The organism is Streptomyces sp. NPDC047000 (assembly GCF_040644295.1).
Lineage (GTDB): Bacteria > Actinomycetota > Actinomycetes > Streptomycetales > Streptomycetaceae > Streptomyces.
This window is the reverse complement of the sequence record NZ_JBEYWE010000003.1, coordinates 351,270-370,057: the sequence shown is the minus strand read 5'-3', so window position 1 is coordinate 370,057 and position 18,788 is coordinate 351,270. Positions and strand designations below refer to the sequence as shown.

Genomic DNA, 18,788 nt, shown 5'->3' with positions numbered 1-18,788 from the left:
CCCTGTCATGACCGCCTGTCGAGCGTGACGAGCTTCTCGCGGTCCCAGGGGCGCTCCCAGCCGGAGTAGTGCAGCAGCCGGTCGATGACACCCGCGGTGAATCCCCACACGAGAGCCGATTCCACCAGGAAGGCGGGACCGCGGAACCCTGAGGGGTGGGTGACCGTGGCGCGGTTCGCCGGGTCGGTGAGATCGGCCACGGGGACCGTGAAGACACGGGCCGTCTCGTTCGGGTCGACGGCGTCCACCGGGCTCGGCTCCCGCCACCAGCCGAGGACCGGGGTGACGACGAAGCTGCTGACCGGGATGTAGAGCTTGGGCAGCACACCGAACAGCTGGACACCGTGCGGGTCCAGGCCGGTCTCCTCCTCGGCCTCGCGGAGCGCGGCCCGCAGCGGCCCGTCGGCCGTCGGGTCGCCGTCCTCGGGGTCGAGGGCGCCGCCGGGAAAGGCCGGCTGTCCGGCGTGGGACCGCAGCGAGCCGGACCGCTCCATCAGCAGCAGCTCAGGGCCCTGCTCACCGTCGCCGAAGAGAATGAGGACGGCGGACTGGCGCCCCGCGCCGTCCTCCGGCGGCAGGAAGCGGCTCAGCTGGAGCGGCTGGACCGTCTCCGCCGCGCGCACCACCGGGCCGAGCCAGGCGGGCAGCCCGTCCTTGCTGACCACCACGGAGGCGCTCCCGGCCGCGCCCGGCGTGCCGGTCACGCCCCGCACGTCACGCATGTCATGGGCGCCTTGCGCACCGTGTACGCCATGCGCCCCGTGTACGCCGTGTGCACCGTGCGCGCCACGCACACTGTTCGGACCGTTCGAACCGTTCGGACCGTTCGGATTTCCCTGCGGGACCGTCATGCCTCCCGACGCACCCCTGCCGTACGCGCCGCCCTGACCGTGCCTGCGGCCCGTGTCCCCTGCCGTGCTCGTGCTGTCCTCCTTCTGTTCCCTGTCTCCAGCGGCCCGCCCGCTCTTCCCGGCTTGTACTGCCGGAACGGCCGGCGTCCTCGGTCTGCCGCCCGCCCGCAGCCCGTCGACTCTCCCAGGCAAGCCTTCTGCCCCACGACGGGCAGCCCTACTCGGCTCCGCTTCCCGCCCGCCGGATGTCTTTCCCGGCATCAAACCCCCAGCGGCGGGGCCGGCCTGCCGCCCGCGTCCAGATACGCCTGCGGAGGCTTCAGCCGCTGGCCGGGGAAGCCGCCCTTCTCGTACTTCAGCAGCTTCTTCGCCTTCTCCGGATCGGTCTCACCCTCGCCGTAGGCCGGACAGAGCGGCGCGATGGGGCAGACACCGCAAGCCGGCTTGCGGGCGTGGCACATCCGGCGCCCGTGCCAGACCACATGGTGAGACAGATCCGTCCAGTCCCCCTTGGGGAAGAGCGCGGCGACGGCGGCCTCGATCTTGTCCGGCTCGGTCTCGTCCGTCCACTTCCAGCGCCGCACGAGCCGCTGGAAGTGCGTGTCCACGGTGATGCCAGGCCTTCCGAAGGCGTTCCCCAGGACGACGAAGGCGGTCTTGCGTCCGACCCCGGGCAGCTTGACGAGATCCTCGAGCCGCCCCGGCACCTCTCCCCCGAACTGCTCCACCAGCGCCTTCGACAGCCCTATGACGGCCTTCGTCTTGGCCCGGAAGAAGCCGGTCGGGCGGAGGATCTCCTCGACCTCCTCCGGGTCGGCCGCGGCCAGATCCTCGGGAGTGGGGTACTTGGCGAAGAGCGCCGGCGTGGTCTGATTGACGCGGAGGTCGGTGGTCTGGGCGGACAGCACCGTGGCGATGACCAGCTCGAAGGGGTTGTCGAAGTCCAGTTCCGGGTGGGCGTACGGATACACCTCGGCGAGCTCGCGGTTGATCCGCCGGGCCCGGCGCACGAGGGCGACGCGTGACTCGCCCCCCGCCTTACCCGCTTCGGAGGCATTCGTCCCTCCCTTCCCCACTTGCGGCGGCTTCGATCGTTTCGACGTCTTCGCCGCCGCCGGAGTTCCCGACTGCCCTGCTGCTCCCGCGGCTTTCCCCCCACCGGGGGAACCTTGTTCGCCCACAGCGGAATTGCGCCGTGCAACCACCCGTTCAGCCCCCTTGGCCTGTGCTCTCACCGCGATTTGGACACCCGGCCAGCCTAGAGCCCGGCACGGACATCCGCCCCGGACCCGGAAGATCGGCCCCCGATTGGCCCCCTGACACTCACCTACCGACCCCTGTGCGGCATCCTTGTGACAGATCACACTGTTTGGACTGCCCGGCAAAATGGGGAGCACGGTCCCCTGGTACGCGGGGGAGCAAGACCCCCTGAGCAGGACGACAAGGAGAGAACTCGTGGACGACGTTCTGCGGCGCAACCCGCTCTTCGCGGCTCTCGACGACGAGCAGGCCGCGGAGCTGCGCGCCTCCATGAGCGAGGTGACCCTCGCACGCGGCGACTCGCTGTTCCACGAGGGCGACCCCGGTGACCGGCTGTACGTCGTCACCGAGGGCAAGGTGAAGCTGCACCGCACCTCCCCCGACGGCCGGGAGAACATGCTCGCCGTCGTAGGCCCCAGCGAACTCATCGGTGAACTGTCCCTCTTCGACCCGGGCCCGCGCACCGCGACCGCGACCGCGCTCACCGAGGCCAAGCTGCTGGGACTGGGCCACGGTGACCTCCAGCCCTGGCTGAACGCGCGTCCCGAGGTGGCCGGAGCACTGCTGCGCGCCGTCGCCCGGCGGCTGCGCAAGACGAACGACCAGATGTCCGACCTGGTCTTCTCGGACGTCCCCGGCCGTGTGGCACGCGCTCTGCTGGACCTTTCCCGCCGCTTCGGCGTGCAGTCCGAGGAGGGCATCCACGTCGTCCACGATCTCACCCAGGAGGAGCTGGCCCAGCTGGTCGGCGCCTCGCGCGAGACCGTGAACAAGGCACTGGCGGACTTCGCGCAGCGCGGCTGGCTCCGGCTGGAGGCCCGTGCGGTGATCCTCCTGGACGTGGAGCGCCTGGCGAAGCGCTCGCGCTGACGTCCGGCACGGCGTAGGACGCGGTTCATCGCCCAGCCGTATATCACCTGCCCCGGCGGCATCGCCGGGGCACAGTGATGCCATGGCCGAAACCGACCGCCCGAACCTCGACCCCCGCCACGCCAGCCACACCCCGCACACCCACCCCACCAGCACCGGCAGCACCGGCAGCACCAAGGGCCTCGACGACCAGGGCTACATCGCGCGTGAGGGCGCACTCGGACGGATCGCACCGGACTTCCGGCCCGTGGTCGCCACGGCGCGCGACGGGCTGCTGGACCTCTTCGGGCCGCGGCTGCACAGCGCGTACCTCTACGGCTCGATCCCGCGCGGCACCGCGCGCGTGGGACGCAGCGACCTCGACCTGCTGATCGCGTTGCGCGAACCCCCGGCCGACGCCGACCGGGCCGCCGTACGCGCCCTGGGCGACGCGCTGGACGCGCGGTTCCCGCAGATCGACGGTGTCGGAACGATCCTCCTCGACCAGGCCACGGTGCTGAGCGAACCGGAACGCCACGACCTGGGGTGGTTCGTGGCCTGCCTGTGCACCCCGTTGCTCGGCGACGACCTCGCCGAGCACCTGCCGCGCTACCGTCCCGACTCGCTGCTCACCCGGGAGACCAACGGCGACCTGGCCCGGCGGCTGCCCCGCTGGCGGGAGCGGATCACCGCCGCCGGTGACAGCGAGAGCGCCCTGCGGCCCCTCGTCCGGTCCCTGTCCCGCCATCTGGTGCGCACCGGGTTCACGCTGGTCATGCCGCGCTGGAACGGCTGGACGAGCGATCTGGAGGAGATGGCCGAGGTCTTCGGCGGCTACTACCCCGCGCGCGCCGCGCAGCTGCGCCGGGCGGCCGTCCTCGGGCGCGAGCCGGTCGGGGACGCGGAGGTGCTGCGGTCGTACGTCGACGACCTCGGGCCCTGGCTCGCCGAGGAGTACGCACGCGTGCACGGCATCAAGACGCCACGCCCGGACGAGCCCGGACCGGCACCGGCAAGCCCCGGCACGGGGCCTGACACGCCGTAGCGCCCGCCCGAACGAGCCACAGCCCGCGCCTGGACGAGCTCCGCCCGGGACGCGCGCACGGGAGCGGCCCGGCGCCCGTACCGGCTCCGGAACCGTCACCGTCCCGGACCAGGCCCGGCCAGGCTCGGCCGAGCCGCGCGTGGCCTGGAGCCGGACCAGGGCGGGCCGAGCCGGGCAGGGCAGGGTTCCAGGACGAGCCGGGCCGAGAACCGGACCAGGCCGGACCAGGCCGAGAACCGGGCCGGGGTTACGGGCCCTGAAGGCCGTCCGACCGGATGAGGCCGTGTTCCGCGAGGTAGTCCAGTTGCGCCCGTACGGACATCTCCGCCGCGGGCCACAGGACGCGGTCGACGTCGGCGTACACACGGGCGACGACCTTGCCGGGCGTGTCGTAGCCGTCCTCCACGGCCGTCTCGACCTGGGCGAGCCGGTGGGCCCGGTGGGCGAGGTAGAACTCCACCGCCCCCTGGGCGTCCTCCAGGACGGGTCCGTGGCCGGGCAGGACGGTGTGGACGCCGTCGTCGACGGTCAGCGATCTGAGCCGGCGCAGCGAGTCCAGATAGTCGCCCAGGCGGCCGTCGGGATGCGCCACGACCGTCGTACCGCGCCCGAGGACGGTGTCGCCGGTCAGCACCGCCCGGTCGGCCGGGAGATGGAAGCAGAGGGAGTCCGCGGTGTGTCCCGGAGCGGCTACGACCCTCAGCTCCAGCCCGCCGACGTCGATCACGGCGCCTGCGGTGAGCCCTTCGTCACCGAGCCGCACGGCTGGGTCCAGTGCCCGCACCTTGGTGCCCGTCAGGGCGGCGAGGCGCGCCGCGCCCTCGGCGTGGTCGGCATGCCCGTGGGTGAGGAGCGTCAGGGCGACACGCTTACCGGCCTGCTCCGCCGTACGGACGACGGTGCTCAGGTGGCCCTCGTGCAGGGGGCCGGGGTCGATCACGACGGCCAGGTCGGAGTCCGGCTCGGACAGGATCCAGGTGTTGGTGCCGTCCAGGGTCATCGCGGAGGCGTTGGGAGCGAGGACGTTGACGGCCCGGGGCGTGGCGGGCCCGGTGAGGACCGCTCCCCGGGGCCGGCCGGGCAGGGTCGCTGCGTCCGTCATACGGAGTCTCCACCGGTCACAGGTGCGGGATCAGGAGCGGACTGATGGGCGGAATCGGGAGCGGAATCGGGAGCGACGGCGGAAGGCGGGGCGGGGTCCGGAGCCGGAGCAGTTGCCCGCTCCGGACCCCGCTCCGGCCCCGGAGCGGTGGTGGCGGCCGGGATGAGCTGCGTGAACTCCGTATGCCCCGGCCAGGACAGTTCGATCTCCCCGTTCGCCAGGCGGGCGCGGGCGAGGACAGGCGTCAGGTCGCGGTCCCGGGCGGCGGTGAGCGCACCGGCCGCGCTGCCGTGCGGGGCGAGGGCACGGAGCGTGGCGATGGTGGGCGGCATCATCGTCAGTTCGCCCTTGTCGTACCCGGCCGCCGCCTCCTCGGGCCGGATCCACACCGTACGGTCGGCCTCGGTGGAGGCGTTGCGGGTGCGCTGCCCTTCGGGGAGGGCGGCCACGAAGAACCACGTGTCGTAGCGGCGGGACTCGAACTCGGGGGTGATCCAGCGCGCCCAGGCGCCCAGCAGGTCGGAGCGCAGGACGAGGCCGCGGCGGTCGAGGAACTCCGCGAAGGACAGCTCGCGGGCGACCAGGGCGGAACGATCCTTCTCCCAGTCGGCGCCGGTCGTGTCGCCGACCACGGAGTCGGGTGCGGGTCCGGCGAGCAGGACGCCCGCCTCCTCGTACGTCTCCCGCACGGCGGCGCAGACGATCGCCTGGGCCGACGTCTCGTCGACACCGAGCCGCTGAGCCCACCACGCGCGCGTGGGGCCCGCCCAGCGGACGTGGTGCTCGTCGTCGCGCGGGTCGACGCCGCCACCCGGGTACGCGTACGCGCCTCCGGCGAAGGCCATGGAGGCGCGTCTGCGCAGCATGTGCACGGCGGGACCGGCGGGCGTGTCCCGCAGGAGCATGACGGTGGCCGCGCGCTTGGGTGTGACCGGGCTGAGGCTGCCGTCCGCGAGCCCGCGGATGCGCTCCGGCCAGTCCTGCGGGAACCACTGCCCATTCGCCATGGGCGGAGGCTATCCCGTGGTGCGCGAATGTTCGAGAGGTGGACGGAACCCGGTCAGGAGGACGCCCACACCCGCGGAAGGCCCGTACGAGGGAGGCCTCTGGCGGGCGCCGGGGACGGGCCGCGCGAACGGGGGAGGCCACACCGCGGCCGCAGGGCTGGGGTGTGGTCCCCACGCCGTACGGCCCTGGCGTCGTCCCCCACGGCCCCGCCCCGGCCCTCCGCAGGCACCCGTTCGGACCTACGGCCCCCGTCGGCCCGCCGCTCCGTCCCGACCCGTTACGGCACCAGCTCCACCTGGACCTCGACCTCCACCGGAGCGTCCAGCGGCAGCACCGCCACGCCGACGGCGCTGCGCGCGTGCACGCCCTTGTCGCCGAGGACCTCGCCCAGCAGCTCGCTCGCGCCGTTGATGACGCCGGGCTGGCCGGTGAAGTCGGCGGCCGAGGCGACGAAGCCCACGACCTTCACCACGCGCGCGATGCGGTCCAGGTCGCCGGTGACGGACTTGACGGCGGCCAGGGCGTTCAGCGCGCAGATCCGCGCCAGTTCCTTGGCCTCCTCGGCGGTGACCTCGGCACCCACCTTGCCGGTGACCGGGAGCTTGCCCTCCACCATGGGCAGCTGGCCCGAGGTGTACACGTAGCTGCCGGACTGCACGGCGGGCTGGTAGGCGGCCAGCGGGGGCACGACCTCCGGAAGGGTGAGGCCGAGTTCCGCGAGCCTCGTCTCCACGGCGCCCATCACTGCTTCTCGCGCTTCAGGTAGGCCACCAGCTGCTCGGGGTTCGGGCCGGGGACGACCTGCACCAGCTCCCAGCCGTCCTCGCCCCAGGTGTCCAGAATCTGCTTCGTGGCGTGGACGAGCAGAGGTACGGTCGCGTATTCCCACTTGGTCATGGGGCCGACTGTAGCCTCTGCCCGGGGCTGGTCACGCGGTGGCCGTGGCAGGTTGTCCACAGCCCCCGGCGTGACTTCCGGCCGGACTGGTTAGGCTCGAAGGCGTGAGCAGGCTCCAGGTCGTCAGCGGCAAGGGCGGGACCGGAAAGACGACGGTCGCCGCCGCACTCGCGCTGGCCCTCGCCACGGAGGGGAAGCGGACGCTCCTCGTCGAGGTCGAAGGCCGGCAGGGCATCGCACAGCTCTTCGAGACAGAGGCGCTGCCCTACGAGGAGCGGAAGATCGCGGTCGCTCGGGGCGGCGGGGAGGTGTACGCACTCGCCATCGACCCCGAGCTGGCCCTGCTGGACTACCTCCAGATGTTCTACAAGCTGGGCGGAGCCGGGCGGGCCCTGAAGAAACTCGGCGCGATCGACTTCGCCACCACCATCGCGCCGGGCCTACGGGACGTCCTGCTGACCGGCAAGGCGTGCGAGGCGGTGCGCCGCAAGGAGAAGAACGGCCGGTTCGTGTACGACTACGTCGTCATGGACGCCCCGCCGACCGGGCGTGTCACCCGCTTCCTCAACGTCAACGACGAGGTGGCGGGCCTCGCCAAGATCGGCCCGGTGCACCATCAGGCGCAGGCCGTGATGCGGGTGCTGAAGTCGTCGGAGACGGCCGTCCACCTGGTGACGCTGCTGGAGGAGATGCCCGTCCAGGAGACCGCGGACGGCATCGCCGAGCTGCGGGCGGCCCGGCTGCCGGTGGGGCGCGTCATCGTGAACATGGTGCGTCCGGAGACCCTGGACGCGGCCGGTCTCGAGCACGTACGGACCCTCCCGCGCACCGCCGTCGCCAGGTCGCTGTCGACCGCCGGTCTCGGCGGGGCGCGCCGCGGCGGGAACGCGGAGAAACTGGTCGCTCCGCTCCTGGCCCAGGCCGAGGAGTACGCCGAGCGCTACGAGCTGGAGCACGAGCAGCGCTCCGTCCTGACCGGACTCGGCCTGCCGCTGCACGAACTGCCTCTGTTCGCCGAGGGCATGGACCTGGCGGGCCTGTACGAACTCGCCACCGAGCTGCGGAAGCAGGGGATGTCATGAGTCCTGACCCCTCCGAGCCGACCCCGGCCGAGTCCTCCACCGCCCCCGCTCCCGCCGCCGGTGACGGCGGCAGTGGGCGCGGCGGAGGCGGTGGGGGCGACCGTCCGCAGGATCCCGGCCGTCATCATCTCGCCCCCGCGCGCGTGCTCGACGTCGATCCGCTGCTGGACGATCCGCACACCCGGATCGTGGTGTGCTGCGGCTCGGGCGGGGTGGGCAAGACGACCTCGGCGGCGGCGCTGGGGCTGCGGGCGGCCGAGCGGGGGCGCAAGGTGGTCGTGCTGACCATCGACCCGGCCCGGCGGCTGGCGCAGTCCATGGGCATCGACTCGCTGGACAACGTGCCGCGCCGGGTCAAGGGCATCGACGACACGGCGGGCGGCGAACTGCACGCCATGATGCTCGACATGAAGCGCACCTTCGACGAGATCGTCGAGGCGCACGCGGACCGCGAGCGCGCGGACGCGATCCTGGGCAATCCCTTCTACCAGTCGCTCTCCGCGGGTTTCGCCGGCACGCAGGAGTACATGGCGATGGAGAAGTTGGGCCAGCTGCGGGCGCGTGACGAGTGGGACCTCATCGTCGTCGACACGCCACCGTCCCGGTCGGCGCTGGACTTCCTCGACGCACCCAAGCGGCTCGGTTCCTTCCTCGACGGCAAGCTGATCCGGGTGCTGCTCGCGCCGGCGAAGGTCGGCGGGCGCGCGGGCATGAAGTTCCTGAACGTCGGCATGTCGCTGATGACGGGCGCCCTGGGCAAGGTGCTCGGCGGTCAACTGCTCAAGGACGTCCAGACGTTCGTGGCCGCCATGGACTCCATGTTCGGCGGGTTCCGTACGCGCGCGGACGCCACGTACAAGCTGCTCCAGGCACCGGGGACGGCGTTCCTGGTGGTGGCGGCGCCGGAGCGGGACGCGCTGCGTGAGGCGGCGTACTTCGTGGAGCGGCTGGCCGCGGAGGACATGCCGCTCGTCGGACTGGTCCTCAACCGGGTGCACGGCAGCGGCGCCGGCCGGCTGTCGGCCGAGCGTGCGCTCGCCGCCGCAGAAAATCTTGAGGAACCCCGCATTGTCGATCAGAACGGCGGGAAAGCTGGACTTCGTAACTCCCCCGACACGTACGGCCGTTCTGCATCTCATGCTTCCGCATCCCCCGCTTCCGGAGCCCACGGGTCCGGATCCCAGGCGTCCGGGCCCGCTTCAGGGCACGAGCCGGAGCCCGTGACCGAGCCCACGACGGAGCCCGCAACCGACCTCGTGCCCGAGCCCGCCCAGGTGACCGCATCCGCAGCCGACTCCCCCGCCGGCACGGAGCGGGACGCCGACCAGCTCACGGCGGCCCTGTTGAGACTTCACGCCGAACGTATGCACCTGCTCGCCCGTGAGCAGCGCACGCGGGACCGCTTCATCGCCCTGCACCCCGAGGTGGCGGTCGTCGAAGTGGCCGCGCTGCCCGGCGACGTCCACGACCTCGACGGACTGCGGAACATCGGCACCCGGCTCGCGGCAGGCCGCCCGGAACTGCCGCCCGAGCCGCAAAGCTGAACGCCTGAACACCTCACCGGCCGAACACCGAGCACCGAACGCCTGACCAGCTGAACACCTGACCAGCTGATCGACTCATCGGCTCATCGAGCCATCGACTCATCGGCCGAACGCCTCATCGGTTGATCGGCCGGCCGGAGGCTGTGCTCAGCCCACCGCCGCGTAGCTCTCGTACACCTCGTCGCTCTCGAGAGGAACGATGCCGAGGCTCCGTTCGTACTCCGAGCGGGCGGTCTCCAGAAGCCTCCGCCAAGAGGTCACCGTGGGCCGCCGGCGCAGCAGTGCGCGGCGCTCGCGCTCCGTCATGCCTCCCCACACGCCGAACTCGACGCGGTTGTCCAGTGCGTCCGCCAGGCACTCCGTGCGCACCGGGCAGCCGGTGCACACCGCTTTCGCCCTGTTCTGCGCTGCTCCTTGAACGAACAGTTCATCCGGATCGGTAGTGCGGCAGGCCGCCTGCGCACTCCAGTCGGTTACCCAGCCCATACCGGCGCCGTCCTCTCCCGAATCGAGGCTCCCCCACGGCGGCGACGGCATATTCACCACCGCCAGTTGAGGACGTTACGGAAGGGCGGCACAGCGCAACACCCCCGTGGGGCCCAATCTTGAATGGTCCGAACGGACTATGGGTAAGCGGCAGATCACCCGCGGGAGTGAGCTGGCGACATGTGGGGCCATTCCGGCCTACCGCACCATTCACGGCACATCACATCGGACACCGGGGGACACACGAGGCGGTTCAGGACACGCCCCTCTCACATGCCGCCCGCCCCTGCCCCCTGCTCCCGAGCGGAGCGGACGGGTGGGCAGGCGGCCGGCCGGCGCGGACGGCACGGACAGCGCGAAAAAAAGTTGTGCAGAATCCGGAACGATTCGGGGTCGCCGGACGTATGGATACGTAACCGCTTGATACGCAACCGCACTGCTGGGACATGTGGCGGCTGAGAGCAGCTTAGGCCAATGCCTATACGCGTGTCCGGCGAATGAGAACGTAGGCTGCCCTCATGCCAAAGACGCGCTCGGGCGGCGGGCTGACCACGACCCAGCAGGCCGCCAAGTTCCTCGGTGTCAGTGTGCTCGCAGGAGCCGTGCTGGCGGGTATCGCGCTGCCCGCGGCCGGGGCGCTCGGACTCGCGGCCAGAGGATCGGTCCAGGGATTCGACGAGATCCCGGACAACCTCAAGAGCCCGCAGCTGAGCCAGCGGACCACCATCCTGGACAACGCGGGCAACCAGATCGCGTCGGTCTACTCGCGGGACCGCACGGTGGTGGACCTCAAGGACATCTCGCCGTACATGCAGAAGGCGATCGTCGCCATCGAGGACTCGCGCTTCTACCAGCACGGCGCGATCGACCTGAAGGGTGTGCTGCGCGCCCTCAACCAGAACGCGCAGAGCGGCGGGGTCGCGCAGGGCGCCTCCACGCTCACCCAGCAGCTGGTGAAGAACTACTTCATCGAGGAGGCCGGTGACGACCCGACGAAGGTCGCGCAGGCCACGCAGCAGACCATCGGGCGCAAGATCCGCGAGCTGAAGTACGCGATCCAGATCGAGGAAAAGCTCGGCAAGAAGAAGATCCTCGAGAACTATCTGAACATCACCTTCTTCGGCGAGCAGGCCTACGGCGTCGAGGCGGCCTCCCAGCGCTACTTCTCCAAGCACGCCAAGGACCTGAACGTCCAGGAGGCGGCCCTCCTCGCCGGCATCGTCCAGTCCCCGAGCCGCTACGACCCGGTGAACGACGAGGCGGAGGCCACCAAGCGCCGCAACACCGTCCTTCAGCGCATGGCCGAGGTCGGCGACATCTCGCAGGCGGAGGCGGACACCGCCAAGAAGAAGCCGCTCGGACTGCATGTGACCCAGCCGAAGAACGGCTGCATCACGGCGGTCAAGGGCGCCAATTTCTTCTGCAAGTACGTCGAGAACGTCTTCCTCAGCGACCCGGTGTTCGGCAAGACACGCGAGGACCGCGCCAAGGTCTGGAACCAGGGCGGCCTGACCATCCGTACGACGCTGGACCCGCAGTCCCAGGAATCGGTCCAGACGTCGCTGAAGGACCACGTCAACAAGTCCGACAGCGTCGCGGCCGCCGCCACCCTCGTCGAGCCCGGCACCGGCAAGATCCTGGCGATGGGCCAGTCGAAGCCGTACGGCTACGGGAAGAACGAGACGGAGTACAACTACTCGGTCAACCGCGACATGGGCGGCTCGAACTTCGGCTTCCCGACGGGTTCGACGTTCAAGCCGTTCGTCGCGGCGGCCGCCGTGGAGGGCGGCAGGCCGGCGACGCAGGAGTACTCGTCGCCGTACAAGATGCCGTACCCGAGCCCGGTCCAGACGTGCAGCAGCTCCCCGTGGCTCAACGACAAGAACTACACGGTGGAGAACGAGAGCGAGTCCGAGGTCGGCCCGTTCCGGATGAAGGAGGCGATGGCCAAGTCGGTCAACACCTACTTCGTGCAGCTGATCTCCGACATCGGCCTCTGCCCGGTCGTCAAGATGACCGACGCGCTGCACGTGGTGCAGGGCAACGGCGACAAGCTCCCCCAGAGCCCCTCCATCGCCCTCGGCGCGGTGGGCCTCTCCCCGCTGACCATGGCGAGCGCGTACGCCGCCTTCGCGTCCCGCGGCATGTACTGCACGCCGATCGCCATCGAGTCGATCACCCAGAAGATCGGCAACCAGCAGAAGTCGCTCGCCGTGCCCAAGTCGACCTGCTCGCGCGCGATGAGCGAGAAGACCGCAGACACCGTCAACACCCTGCTGCGCGGTGTGGTCGACTCCGGTACCGGTCAGCAGGCCGGCCTCACCGACCGAGAGAGCGCCGGTAAGACGGGTACGACGGACGAGCGCAAGAACGCCTGGTTCGTCGGCTACACGCCCAACCTCGCCGGCGCGGTCTGGGTCGGCAGCGCCAAGCAGAACATCCAGATGACCAACATCACCATCGGCGGCGTCTACCACGACCTCGTCTACGGCGGCCAGGTCCCCGGCCCGATCTGGAAGGACGCCATGAGCGGCGCCCTCGTGGGCAAGCCCGTGGAGTCCTTCAACCTGATCGACATCCCGGACGACAACCCCAAGGACAAGGGCAAGGGCAACGGCGGGAACAACAACGGCGGGAACAACGGGGACAACGGCGGCGCGAACGGGGGCAACACCTTCCCGACGCCGACGTTCTCCTTCCCGAACGGCTTCTTCCAGGGCAACGGCAACGGAGGACGCCGGGGCAACTGAGGCACGCACCGGTAGCCGTACGTACGACGGAGGGGCCCGCACTTCCCGGTGCGGGCCCCTCCGTCGTACCGTGCCTCAGCCGGCCAGCAGCCTCTTCACGACGGCGGCGACACGCCCGCCCTCGGCCAGCCCGGCGACCTTCGGGTTCACGATCTTCATCACGGCGCCCATGGCCCGCGGCCCCTCCGCACCGGCGGCCCGGGCCTCCCCGACGGCCTGGGCGACGATCGCGTCCAGCTCCTCGTCGCTCAGCTGCTTCGGCAGATACCCGGCGAGCAGCTCGCCCTCCGCCTTCTCCCGCTCGGCCTGCTCGGGACGACCGCCCTGCTCGAAGGCGTCGGCGGCCTCACGGCGCTTCTTCGCCTCCTTGGCGATCACCTTGAGCACCTCGTCGTCGGAGAGCTCACGCTTCTCCTTGCCCGCGACCTCCTCCTTGGTGATCGCGGCGAGGGTGAGCCGGAGCGTGGAGGAGCGAAGCTCGTCACGTGCCTTGATCGAGGCGTTGAGGTCGTCGTGCAGCTTCGACTTGAGCGTGGTGGTCATGTGTCCGATTGTCGCAGGTGCGGGGGCGGTGACGCCCGCCGATTTCGGGGCGGCGGCGACCAGGCCCGCCAGGACGGCCGCCACCGGCACCGGCCGCCGCCCGGCCGTACTGCTTGGTCATTGCTTGATCATCGCTTGGTCCTGGAACGCTCTTGCGGTCTGACACGATGGTGATATGCGCGCGCTATACGGAGTACCCCTGGGCATCACGGCGGTAGCGGCCGCCGGTCTCGTCTACTCGGCCGGGTTCGAGGCCCGTTCGTTCCGGCTGCGGCGGGTGACGGTGCCGATCCTCCCGGCGGGTATGCGTCCCCTGCGGGTCCTCCAGGTGTCCGACATCCACATGGTCGGCGGCCAGCGCAAGAAGCAGCGCTGGCTGCGCTCGCTGGCGGGCCTGCGCCCGGACTTCGTGATCAACACCGGCGACAACCTCTCCGACCCGGAGGGCGTACCGGAGGTGCTGGACTCACTGGGCCCGCTGATGGAGTTCCCGGGGGCGTACGTCTTCGGCTCCAACGACTACTACGGCCCCAAGCCCCGCAACCCCGCGCGCTACCTCACGGAGAAGATGCGCGGCCACCACGGCCTGAACGGTAACCGGCCCGCCACCGGAGTGATCCACAACCCGTGGGAGGACCTGCGGGACGGCTTCGACGCGGCAGGCTGGCTGAACCTCACCAACACGAGGGGCGTGCTGAAGGTCGAGGGCATGTCGGTGGAGCTGACGGGCCTGGACGACCCCCACATCAAGCGTGACCGCTACGCCCAGGTGGCCGGCGGCCCGTCGGGCTCGGCGGACGTCGCGCTGGGCGTGGTGCACGCACCGTACCTGCGCGCGCTGGACGCGTACGCGGCGGACGGCTACCCCCTGATCCTGGCCGGCCACACCCACGGCGGCCAGCTGTGCATCCCCTTCTACGGCGCCCTGGTCACCAACTGCGACCTGGACACGGACCGCGTGAAGGGCCTGTCCCGGCACACCTCGGAGGGTCGTACGTCGTACCTCCACGTCTCGGCGGGCTGCGGCACGAACCGCTACACACCGGTACGTTTCGCCTGCCCGCCGGAGGCGACGCTGCTGACACTGGTGGGCCGGGAGTAACAGGGGCCATGGCCCCGCCGTAACCCACACGCCGCACCCGCATGGCCCGTAATGCCCCCTTTGCCTAGCTTGAGGGCATGACGGCCCCGATCCCCAGGGACATCCCGGACCTCCCCGTGATCCCGGGCATAGCCACCCTGTTGCACTCGCACTCCCCCGTGCCCGCCACCGCGGTGGTCCCCTTCACCCACCGCCCCCTGACAGCGGCCTTCCGTACCCTGATCGCCGTGGCGGCGGCCGGAGCGACGGCGCTGTCCCTGCTCCTGACCCCGGCGCCGACGGCCCTGAGCTACTTCTCGGTCCAGACCGCGATCCTCATATCCCTCGTCCACGCCGTATCGGCCCGCAGAGCGTGGACGGCCCGCCGCCCGGTCTCCCCGAACGTGACGGCCGCGATCCTCCTCTACGCGGCGATCACGGCGCTGACGTACCACTTCCTGCCCGGCCACGCCTCGCCGGCGCTCCCGGTGGCGCCCCCCTCTCCCCCGCCGCCCGCCTCGACCTGGCAGACCCTGACCGACGTCACCCTCCACACGGCACTCCCCGTCGCGGTGGCCCTGGACTGGCTCCTCCTCACGGCCCCGGGCCCCCTACGCCTCCGCCGAGCGGCGACCTGGCTGCTCTACCCCCTGACCTACCTGGCCTTCACCCTCGCCCGCGGCACCCTCCTCACCCCGCACACCGCGCCCGGCCGCTACCTCTACCCCTTCCTCGACGTGGCCCGGCACGGCTACAAGCACACCCTGGGCAACGCCCTCCTCCTGGGCCTCACCTGCTACGCCCTCGCGGTCCTCCTCATCGCCCTGGACCACGCCCGCCCGAACCCCACCCGCCGCCGCACCAAAACCGGATTTCGTCTCCAGCCGCCGGTGGGCTAAAGTAAACGTCGTCGCCAGCGAGAGCAGCGACATCGGGGTGTAGCGCAGCTTGGCAGCGCGCTTCGTTCGGGACGAAGAGGTCGTGGGTTCAAATCCCGCCACCCCGACGCTGGTCAGAGGCCGCTTACGGAATTCCGTAAGCGGCCTCTTTCATGCTCGGGGGGCCAAACAGGGGGCCAAGGGATTACGGGCAAGCCTCGCGGGCGGGTGCCTCGCTCCGCTGAGCGAAGATCACGTCCATGGCCTCTGCGCCCTCTGTGATGACCGGTCGAAGCTGCTTCCGGTACACGGCCTCTGTCGTCGCCTGGCTCGTGTGCCCGACAAGCTGAGCGATGCGCTCCAGCGGGATTCCATGGTCCGAGAGCAGTGAGACGAAGCTGTGCCGCAGCTCGCGCGGCGTCCACTCCGGTTCCAGTCCGGCTCTCTTGACGATGGCCTTGAAGTCACGCCGGACGTTGGCCGCGTCCAGCGGCTCACCGGTCCGGGTCGTGAAGACACGGCCGGTCGGGCTCCACTCCATGCCCCTCAATGCCCGCTCCTGCTTCTGCCACCGCTTGTGCTCTTCGAGGACAGCGACCACCTGCATCGGCAGCGCGATGGTCCGCCGGCTCTTCCTGGTCTTGGTCTCACCGTGCTTGCGCACCGAGCGCCACACCGCGACGTGAGGCGGCACTCCTTCCCCACTTTCCAGAAAGACGTGGTCCCAGGTGAGAGGCCGCGCCTCTTCCGTGCGCACGCCACTGAGCAGCGAGAGCACGAGGTAGGCGTACAGCCGTGACGGACGTGCGGCAGCGAGCACGGCTTTCGCCTGCTCCAGGTTCAGCGCCTTGCTCGGACGTCCGGGGCGTCCTTCCGGCGCGGTGACGAGCAGGGCGACATTCCGCGCAGCCTTGTCTCTGCGCTGCGCGTGCTCGATGGATCGGCGCAGGACGGCGAGCAGGTCGCGCAGGCTGCGCGTCGCGAGGAATCCGGCCCTGTCGTCCAACCAGTCGTCGACGTCATCGGCGCTGAGATCCTTCAGCTTGGCCTTGCCGATGTACGGGATGAGGTGCTTGTGGGCCATCGAGCGGTTCTTGCCGATGGTGCCCTTCTCGTCTCGCCCCTTGAGCCCGCGCTCCAACCAGTCGTTCACCGCGTCGGCCACGGTGTAGTTGGCCGGCGTCTTGACGCCCGACTGCACTTCCTTCTTCAGGTCTCGGATCTTCTGACGGACCTCGGTCTTGGTCTTGCCGTACACCTTCGGGCGGCGGCGCTTGCCGTTCGGGGCGTACCCCAGGGACACGGCACCGACATAGCGGTTCTTCGTCGCGTCCCAGTAGATCGTGTCTTCACCGTGCCCAGCCCTGCGGGCGGGCTTCGGGGTCTCGGTCATGTGGTGTTCTCCAAGCGACCGGGCCGCGCCAGTGGCGCGGCCCGGTTGGTTCGAGCGAACGGATGGGAAGTCAGGCGGCGGCTTCCGCCTCGCGCTTGAGCAACTCGACGTACTGCGCGATGTACTCGGGCGGGATGAGCCGCCGACGGCCGATACGAACCGACTGGAGGCGCCCAAGGCGGATCTCCTCGTAGACCAGCGAGCGACCGACGCCCAAGACGACCGCTGCCTCTTCCGGTCGGTACAGAACCCGCTCAGCGGGAGAGACAAGCGTGATGCTCATCTGCATTGCTCCTCGGTCAGTCCTGCGGGGGCTTCTCTGAGGGCCGCTACTTCCGCTACCGCCGCTACCGCGCAGGTCAAGGCCCTGTCGGGGGTAGCGGGAGGGGGTAGCGGTAGCGGATAGGTAGCGGCGGGGTAGCGGCTCGCGGTGGCGCTTGCCGCTACCCCGTTGTCGCTGGTCAGGCCATGTTTTCGGTGCCCGGTAGCGGAGGTAGCGGACTTTCCGGGGGTGGGGGGCAGTAGCGGGCCCACGCGTCGTGCAGATCGGCGGCGTAGTAGCCCTTGAGGACGCTCCCGGCGGTCTTGATGTTGCGGGAGGCGATCGGCTCGTTGTCGCCGGTCATGTACTCCGCGAGCATCTTCGACAGGCGCCGGTTGTCGAACGGCTTGCCGTTCAGGTCGGCCCATGGGGCGTCGTCGAGGGCGTTGAGTCGGTCGAGGATGGCGACGGTGGGCAGGCGGTCGATGCCGACCATGACGTGGTCGCGCAGGTCGGTCAGCAGCCGGACCCCGAGGCTTCCCTTGTCGTTGGCCCGGGAGGCGGTCACGAGCGTCACGCACGCTTCGCGGGCGCGTTCGGGCCAGTGGCCCCCCGCGGCATCGGCAATGGCGAGCAGGGGTTCCCACACGTCTGCCGGGCGGTCGGTGACGCCGTCGGGCATGTCCGGCCAGGCGCCCATGACGGACTCTCGGGCGTGTTCGGCCCACTGCGCGAGCCGTTCCCGCAGCTTGTTGCCCTCCGCCTCATGGACACGGGCCCGGAACGGTTCGATGTGTTCGTTGCGGGCCCGCCGGCGCATCCGGATGATGACGGACCGGGTCATGATCGTGTCCGGCAGGTTGCCGAGTCCGGCGACGGCAACCCCGGCGTACGAGGGGAATGCCTGCACCGTCTGGTTGCCGCCGTCTCCGATGCACCGGTACGTCACGCCCGTGCGGCGGTGCCCGGCGTTCAGGAACCCGCGCAACTCCTCGTTGTCCCCTGCCTTGGGGCCGAAGACGGTATCGATCTCGTCGAACAGGATCGTGGGCCGTCCGCCGGGGTTGGACACGGACCGGAACAGGGCGGCGGCGGACGCGTTGACGGCCGTCATCGGCTGCGGCACCAGCGTTTCCACGATCTCCAGTGCCCGGGACTTGCCCGACCCCGGCTCCGGCGACAGGAACGCCAGCCGGGGCGTGGAGTCGAAGCAGTCGAGCAGGTGCGCGTGCGCGTCCCACAGGGCGACGGCGACGTAGGCGGCTTCGGTGGGGAAGACGTTGAAGCGCCGGTGGAAGGCTTCCACCTCGTCGAGCAGCGCGGCCCCGTCGATGGTGGGGGTCATGCGGCGTTCCTCCGTTCGGTGCGTGTGGCCGGCACCCCGGTGCAGGCGGCTTTGTGGGCGTCGTACTCCCGGGCGAGCGCGGTCACGGCGTCGGCTCCGGTGGCGGTGTTGGTCTGTCCGCAGCCGCAGGCGTAGGCGGCGGTGGGGGTGTCGCCGGGCCGAGTGGACCAGCGGGCACCGTCCCAGTGGTGGCGGTAGACCGGTGGGGCGTAGATGCGGATACCGGGCCGCTGCGGGGTGGGGTCGTCCGTGTTGTGGCGTGCCTGGTCGCTGCGGAAGCGGTCAGAACGAAGGGCAGTGACGACGCCCTTGCGGGCGGCGCCTTTCGGCTCGCCCACGGCCGCCGGGGGCGTGCCCGGTCGGGCGGGGTGCGGGCCGGTCGGGGGTGGGGGTTGGCCTTCCAAGCGGGGAC

The 18,788-nt window shown here is 70.6% G+C and carries 19 protein-coding genes and 1 tRNA gene; 8 read left to right on the top strand and 12 right to left on the bottom strand.

Annotated elements, in window-relative coordinates:
• Positions 1 to 5: 5 nt before the first annotated feature.
• Together ABZ862_RS08120 and nth are read right to left on the bottom strand one after the other, a co-directional pair.
• Positions 6 to 722: a CoA pyrophosphatase gene (locus tag ABZ862_RS08120; protein WP_360954125.1), complete on the bottom strand. Its 717-nt coding sequence runs from the start codon at positions 720 to 722 to the stop codon at positions 6 to 8.
• 389 nt (positions 723 to 1,111) lie between these two features.
• Positions 1,112 to 1,927: an endonuclease III gene (gene nth / locus ABZ862_RS08115; protein ID WP_360954122.1), complete on the bottom strand. Its 816-nt coding sequence runs from the start codon at positions 1,925 to 1,927 to the stop codon at positions 1,112 to 1,114.
• Positions 1,928 to 2,306: 379 nt separating this feature from the next.
• On the opposite strand from nth, the gene ABZ862_RS08110 reads away from it, so the two are divergent.
• Both ABZ862_RS08110 and ABZ862_RS08105 read left to right on the top strand, forming a co-directional pair.
• The gene (locus tag ABZ862_RS08110; RefSeq protein ID WP_046581525.1) at positions 2,307 to 2,981 is read left to right on the top strand and encodes a Crp/Fnr family transcriptional regulator; all 675 of its coding nucleotides are present in this window, start codon (positions 2,307 to 2,309) and stop codon (positions 2,979 to 2,981) included.
• Positions 2,982 to 3,063: 82 nt separating this feature from the next.
• Positions 3,064 to 4,005, top strand: a complete 942-nt coding sequence (locus ABZ862_RS08105) for a nucleotidyltransferase domain-containing protein (protein ID WP_360954118.1) — start codon at positions 3,064 to 3,066, stop codon at positions 4,003 to 4,005.
• A gap of 247 nt (positions 4,006 to 4,252) precedes the next feature.
• On the opposite strand, the gene ABZ862_RS08100 is transcribed toward ABZ862_RS08105, so the two are convergent.
• The 4 genes from ABZ862_RS08100 to ABZ862_RS08085 form a co-directional block, all read right to left on the bottom strand.
• Positions 4,253 to 5,107 (bottom strand): MBL fold metallo-hydrolase, encoded by an 855-nt coding sequence (locus tag ABZ862_RS08100; protein ID WP_360954115.1) that lies wholly within the window; start codon positions 5,105 to 5,107, stop codon positions 4,253 to 4,255.
• Entirely contained in the window at positions 5,104 to 6,114 is a 1,011-nt protein-coding gene (locus tag ABZ862_RS08095; protein ID WP_360954112.1) for an NUDIX hydrolase, read from the bottom strand. Before ABZ862_RS08095 ends, ABZ862_RS08100 begins: the two co-directional genes overlap by 4 nt.
• 278 nt (positions 6,115 to 6,392) lie before the next feature.
• Positions 6,393 to 6,857 carry a RidA family protein gene (locus ABZ862_RS08090; protein ID WP_360954109.1) on the bottom strand — a complete coding sequence of 155 codons (465 nt, stop codon included), beginning with the start codon at positions 6,855 to 6,857 and terminating at the stop codon, positions 6,393 to 6,395.
• Complete coding sequence (locus ABZ862_RS08085; protein ID WP_100202903.1) at positions 6,857 to 7,012, bottom strand: DUF4177 domain-containing protein; 156 nt, start codon at positions 7,010 to 7,012, stop codon at positions 6,857 to 6,859. Before ABZ862_RS08085 ends, ABZ862_RS08090 begins: the two co-directional genes overlap by 1 nt.
• A 104-nt stretch (positions 7,013 to 7,116) precedes the next feature.
• Here ABZ862_RS08085 and ABZ862_RS08080 point away from each other — a divergent pair, with 104 nt between their 5' ends.
• Both ABZ862_RS08080 and ABZ862_RS08075 read left to right on the top strand, forming a co-directional pair.
• A complete protein-coding gene (locus ABZ862_RS08080) occupies positions 7,117 to 8,094 on the top strand; it encodes an ArsA-related P-loop ATPase (protein WP_360954105.1) in 978 nt (325 codons plus the stop codon).
• The gene (locus tag ABZ862_RS08075; RefSeq protein WP_360954102.1) at positions 8,091 to 9,638 is read left to right on the top strand and encodes an ArsA family ATPase; all 1,548 of its coding nucleotides are present in this window, start codon (positions 8,091 to 8,093) and stop codon (positions 9,636 to 9,638) included. The genes ABZ862_RS08080 and ABZ862_RS08075 overlap by 4 nt, the downstream gene beginning before the upstream one ends.
• A gap of 147 nt (positions 9,639 to 9,785) precedes the next feature.
• Here ABZ862_RS08075 and wblA read toward each other — a convergent pair whose 3' ends face one another.
• On the bottom strand, positions 9,786 to 10,124 hold the full coding sequence (wblA, locus tag ABZ862_RS08070; protein ID WP_360954099.1) for a transcriptional regulator WblA: 339 nt from the start codon (positions 10,122 to 10,124) through the stop codon (positions 9,786 to 9,788).
• A 518-nt stretch (positions 10,125 to 10,642) separates the two neighbouring features.
• Here wblA and ABZ862_RS08065 point away from each other — a divergent pair.
• Entirely contained in the window at positions 10,643 to 12,874 is a 2,232-nt protein-coding gene (locus ABZ862_RS08065) for a transglycosylase domain-containing protein (RefSeq protein ID WP_360954096.1), read from the top strand.
• A 75-nt stretch (positions 12,875 to 12,949) separates the two neighbouring features.
• Here the strand turns inward: ABZ862_RS08065 and ABZ862_RS08060 are convergent, their stop codons facing one another.
• Positions 12,950 to 13,417 carry a GatB/YqeY domain-containing protein gene (locus tag ABZ862_RS08060; protein ID WP_360954093.1) on the bottom strand — a complete coding sequence of 156 codons (468 nt, stop codon included), beginning with the start codon at positions 13,415 to 13,417 and terminating at the stop codon, positions 12,950 to 12,952.
• 175 nt (positions 13,418 to 13,592) lie between these two features.
• On the opposite strand from ABZ862_RS08060, the gene ABZ862_RS08055 reads away from it, so the two are divergent.
• The 3 genes from ABZ862_RS08055 (at position 13,593) to ABZ862_RS08045 (ending at position 15,504) form a co-directional block, all read left to right on the top strand.
• Positions 13,593 to 14,519 carry a metallophosphoesterase gene (locus tag ABZ862_RS08055; protein WP_360954090.1) on the top strand — a complete coding sequence of 309 codons (927 nt, stop codon included), beginning with the start codon at positions 13,593 to 13,595 and terminating at the stop codon, positions 14,517 to 14,519.
• 77 nt (positions 14,520 to 14,596) lie between these two features.
• Entirely contained in the window at positions 14,597 to 15,397 is an 801-nt protein-coding gene (locus tag ABZ862_RS08050) for a Pr6Pr family membrane protein (protein ID WP_360954087.1), read from the top strand.
• Between the two features lie 33 nt (positions 15,398 to 15,430).
• Positions 15,431 to 15,504 (top strand) — tRNA-Pro (locus tag ABZ862_RS08045).
• A gap of 77 nt (positions 15,505 to 15,581) precedes the next feature.
• Here the strand turns inward: ABZ862_RS08045 and ABZ862_RS08040 are convergent.
• The 4 genes from ABZ862_RS08040 to ABZ862_RS08025 form a co-directional block, all read right to left on the bottom strand.
• The gene (locus ABZ862_RS08040; RefSeq protein WP_360954084.1) at positions 15,582 to 16,769 is read right to left on the bottom strand and encodes a site-specific integrase; all 1,188 of its coding nucleotides are present in this window, start codon (positions 16,767 to 16,769) and stop codon (positions 15,582 to 15,584) included.
• A gap of 70 nt (positions 16,770 to 16,839) precedes the next feature.
• Positions 16,840 to 17,052: a helix-turn-helix domain-containing protein gene (locus tag ABZ862_RS08035; RefSeq protein ID WP_360954081.1), complete on the bottom strand. Its 213-nt coding sequence runs from the start codon at positions 17,050 to 17,052 to the stop codon at positions 16,840 to 16,842.
• A 178-nt stretch (positions 17,053 to 17,230) separates the two neighbouring features.
• Positions 17,231 to 18,376, bottom strand: coding sequence for a DUF3631 domain-containing protein (locus ABZ862_RS08030; RefSeq protein WP_360954078.1), 1,146 nt, complete (start codon positions 18,374 to 18,376; stop codon positions 17,231 to 17,233).
• Positions 18,373 to 18,714, bottom strand: coding sequence for a hypothetical protein (locus ABZ862_RS08025; protein ID WP_360954075.1), 342 nt, complete (start codon positions 18,712 to 18,714; stop codon positions 18,373 to 18,375). Before ABZ862_RS08025 ends, ABZ862_RS08030 begins: the two co-directional genes overlap by 4 nt.
• Between the last annotated feature and the right edge of the window lie 74 nt (positions 18,715 to 18,788).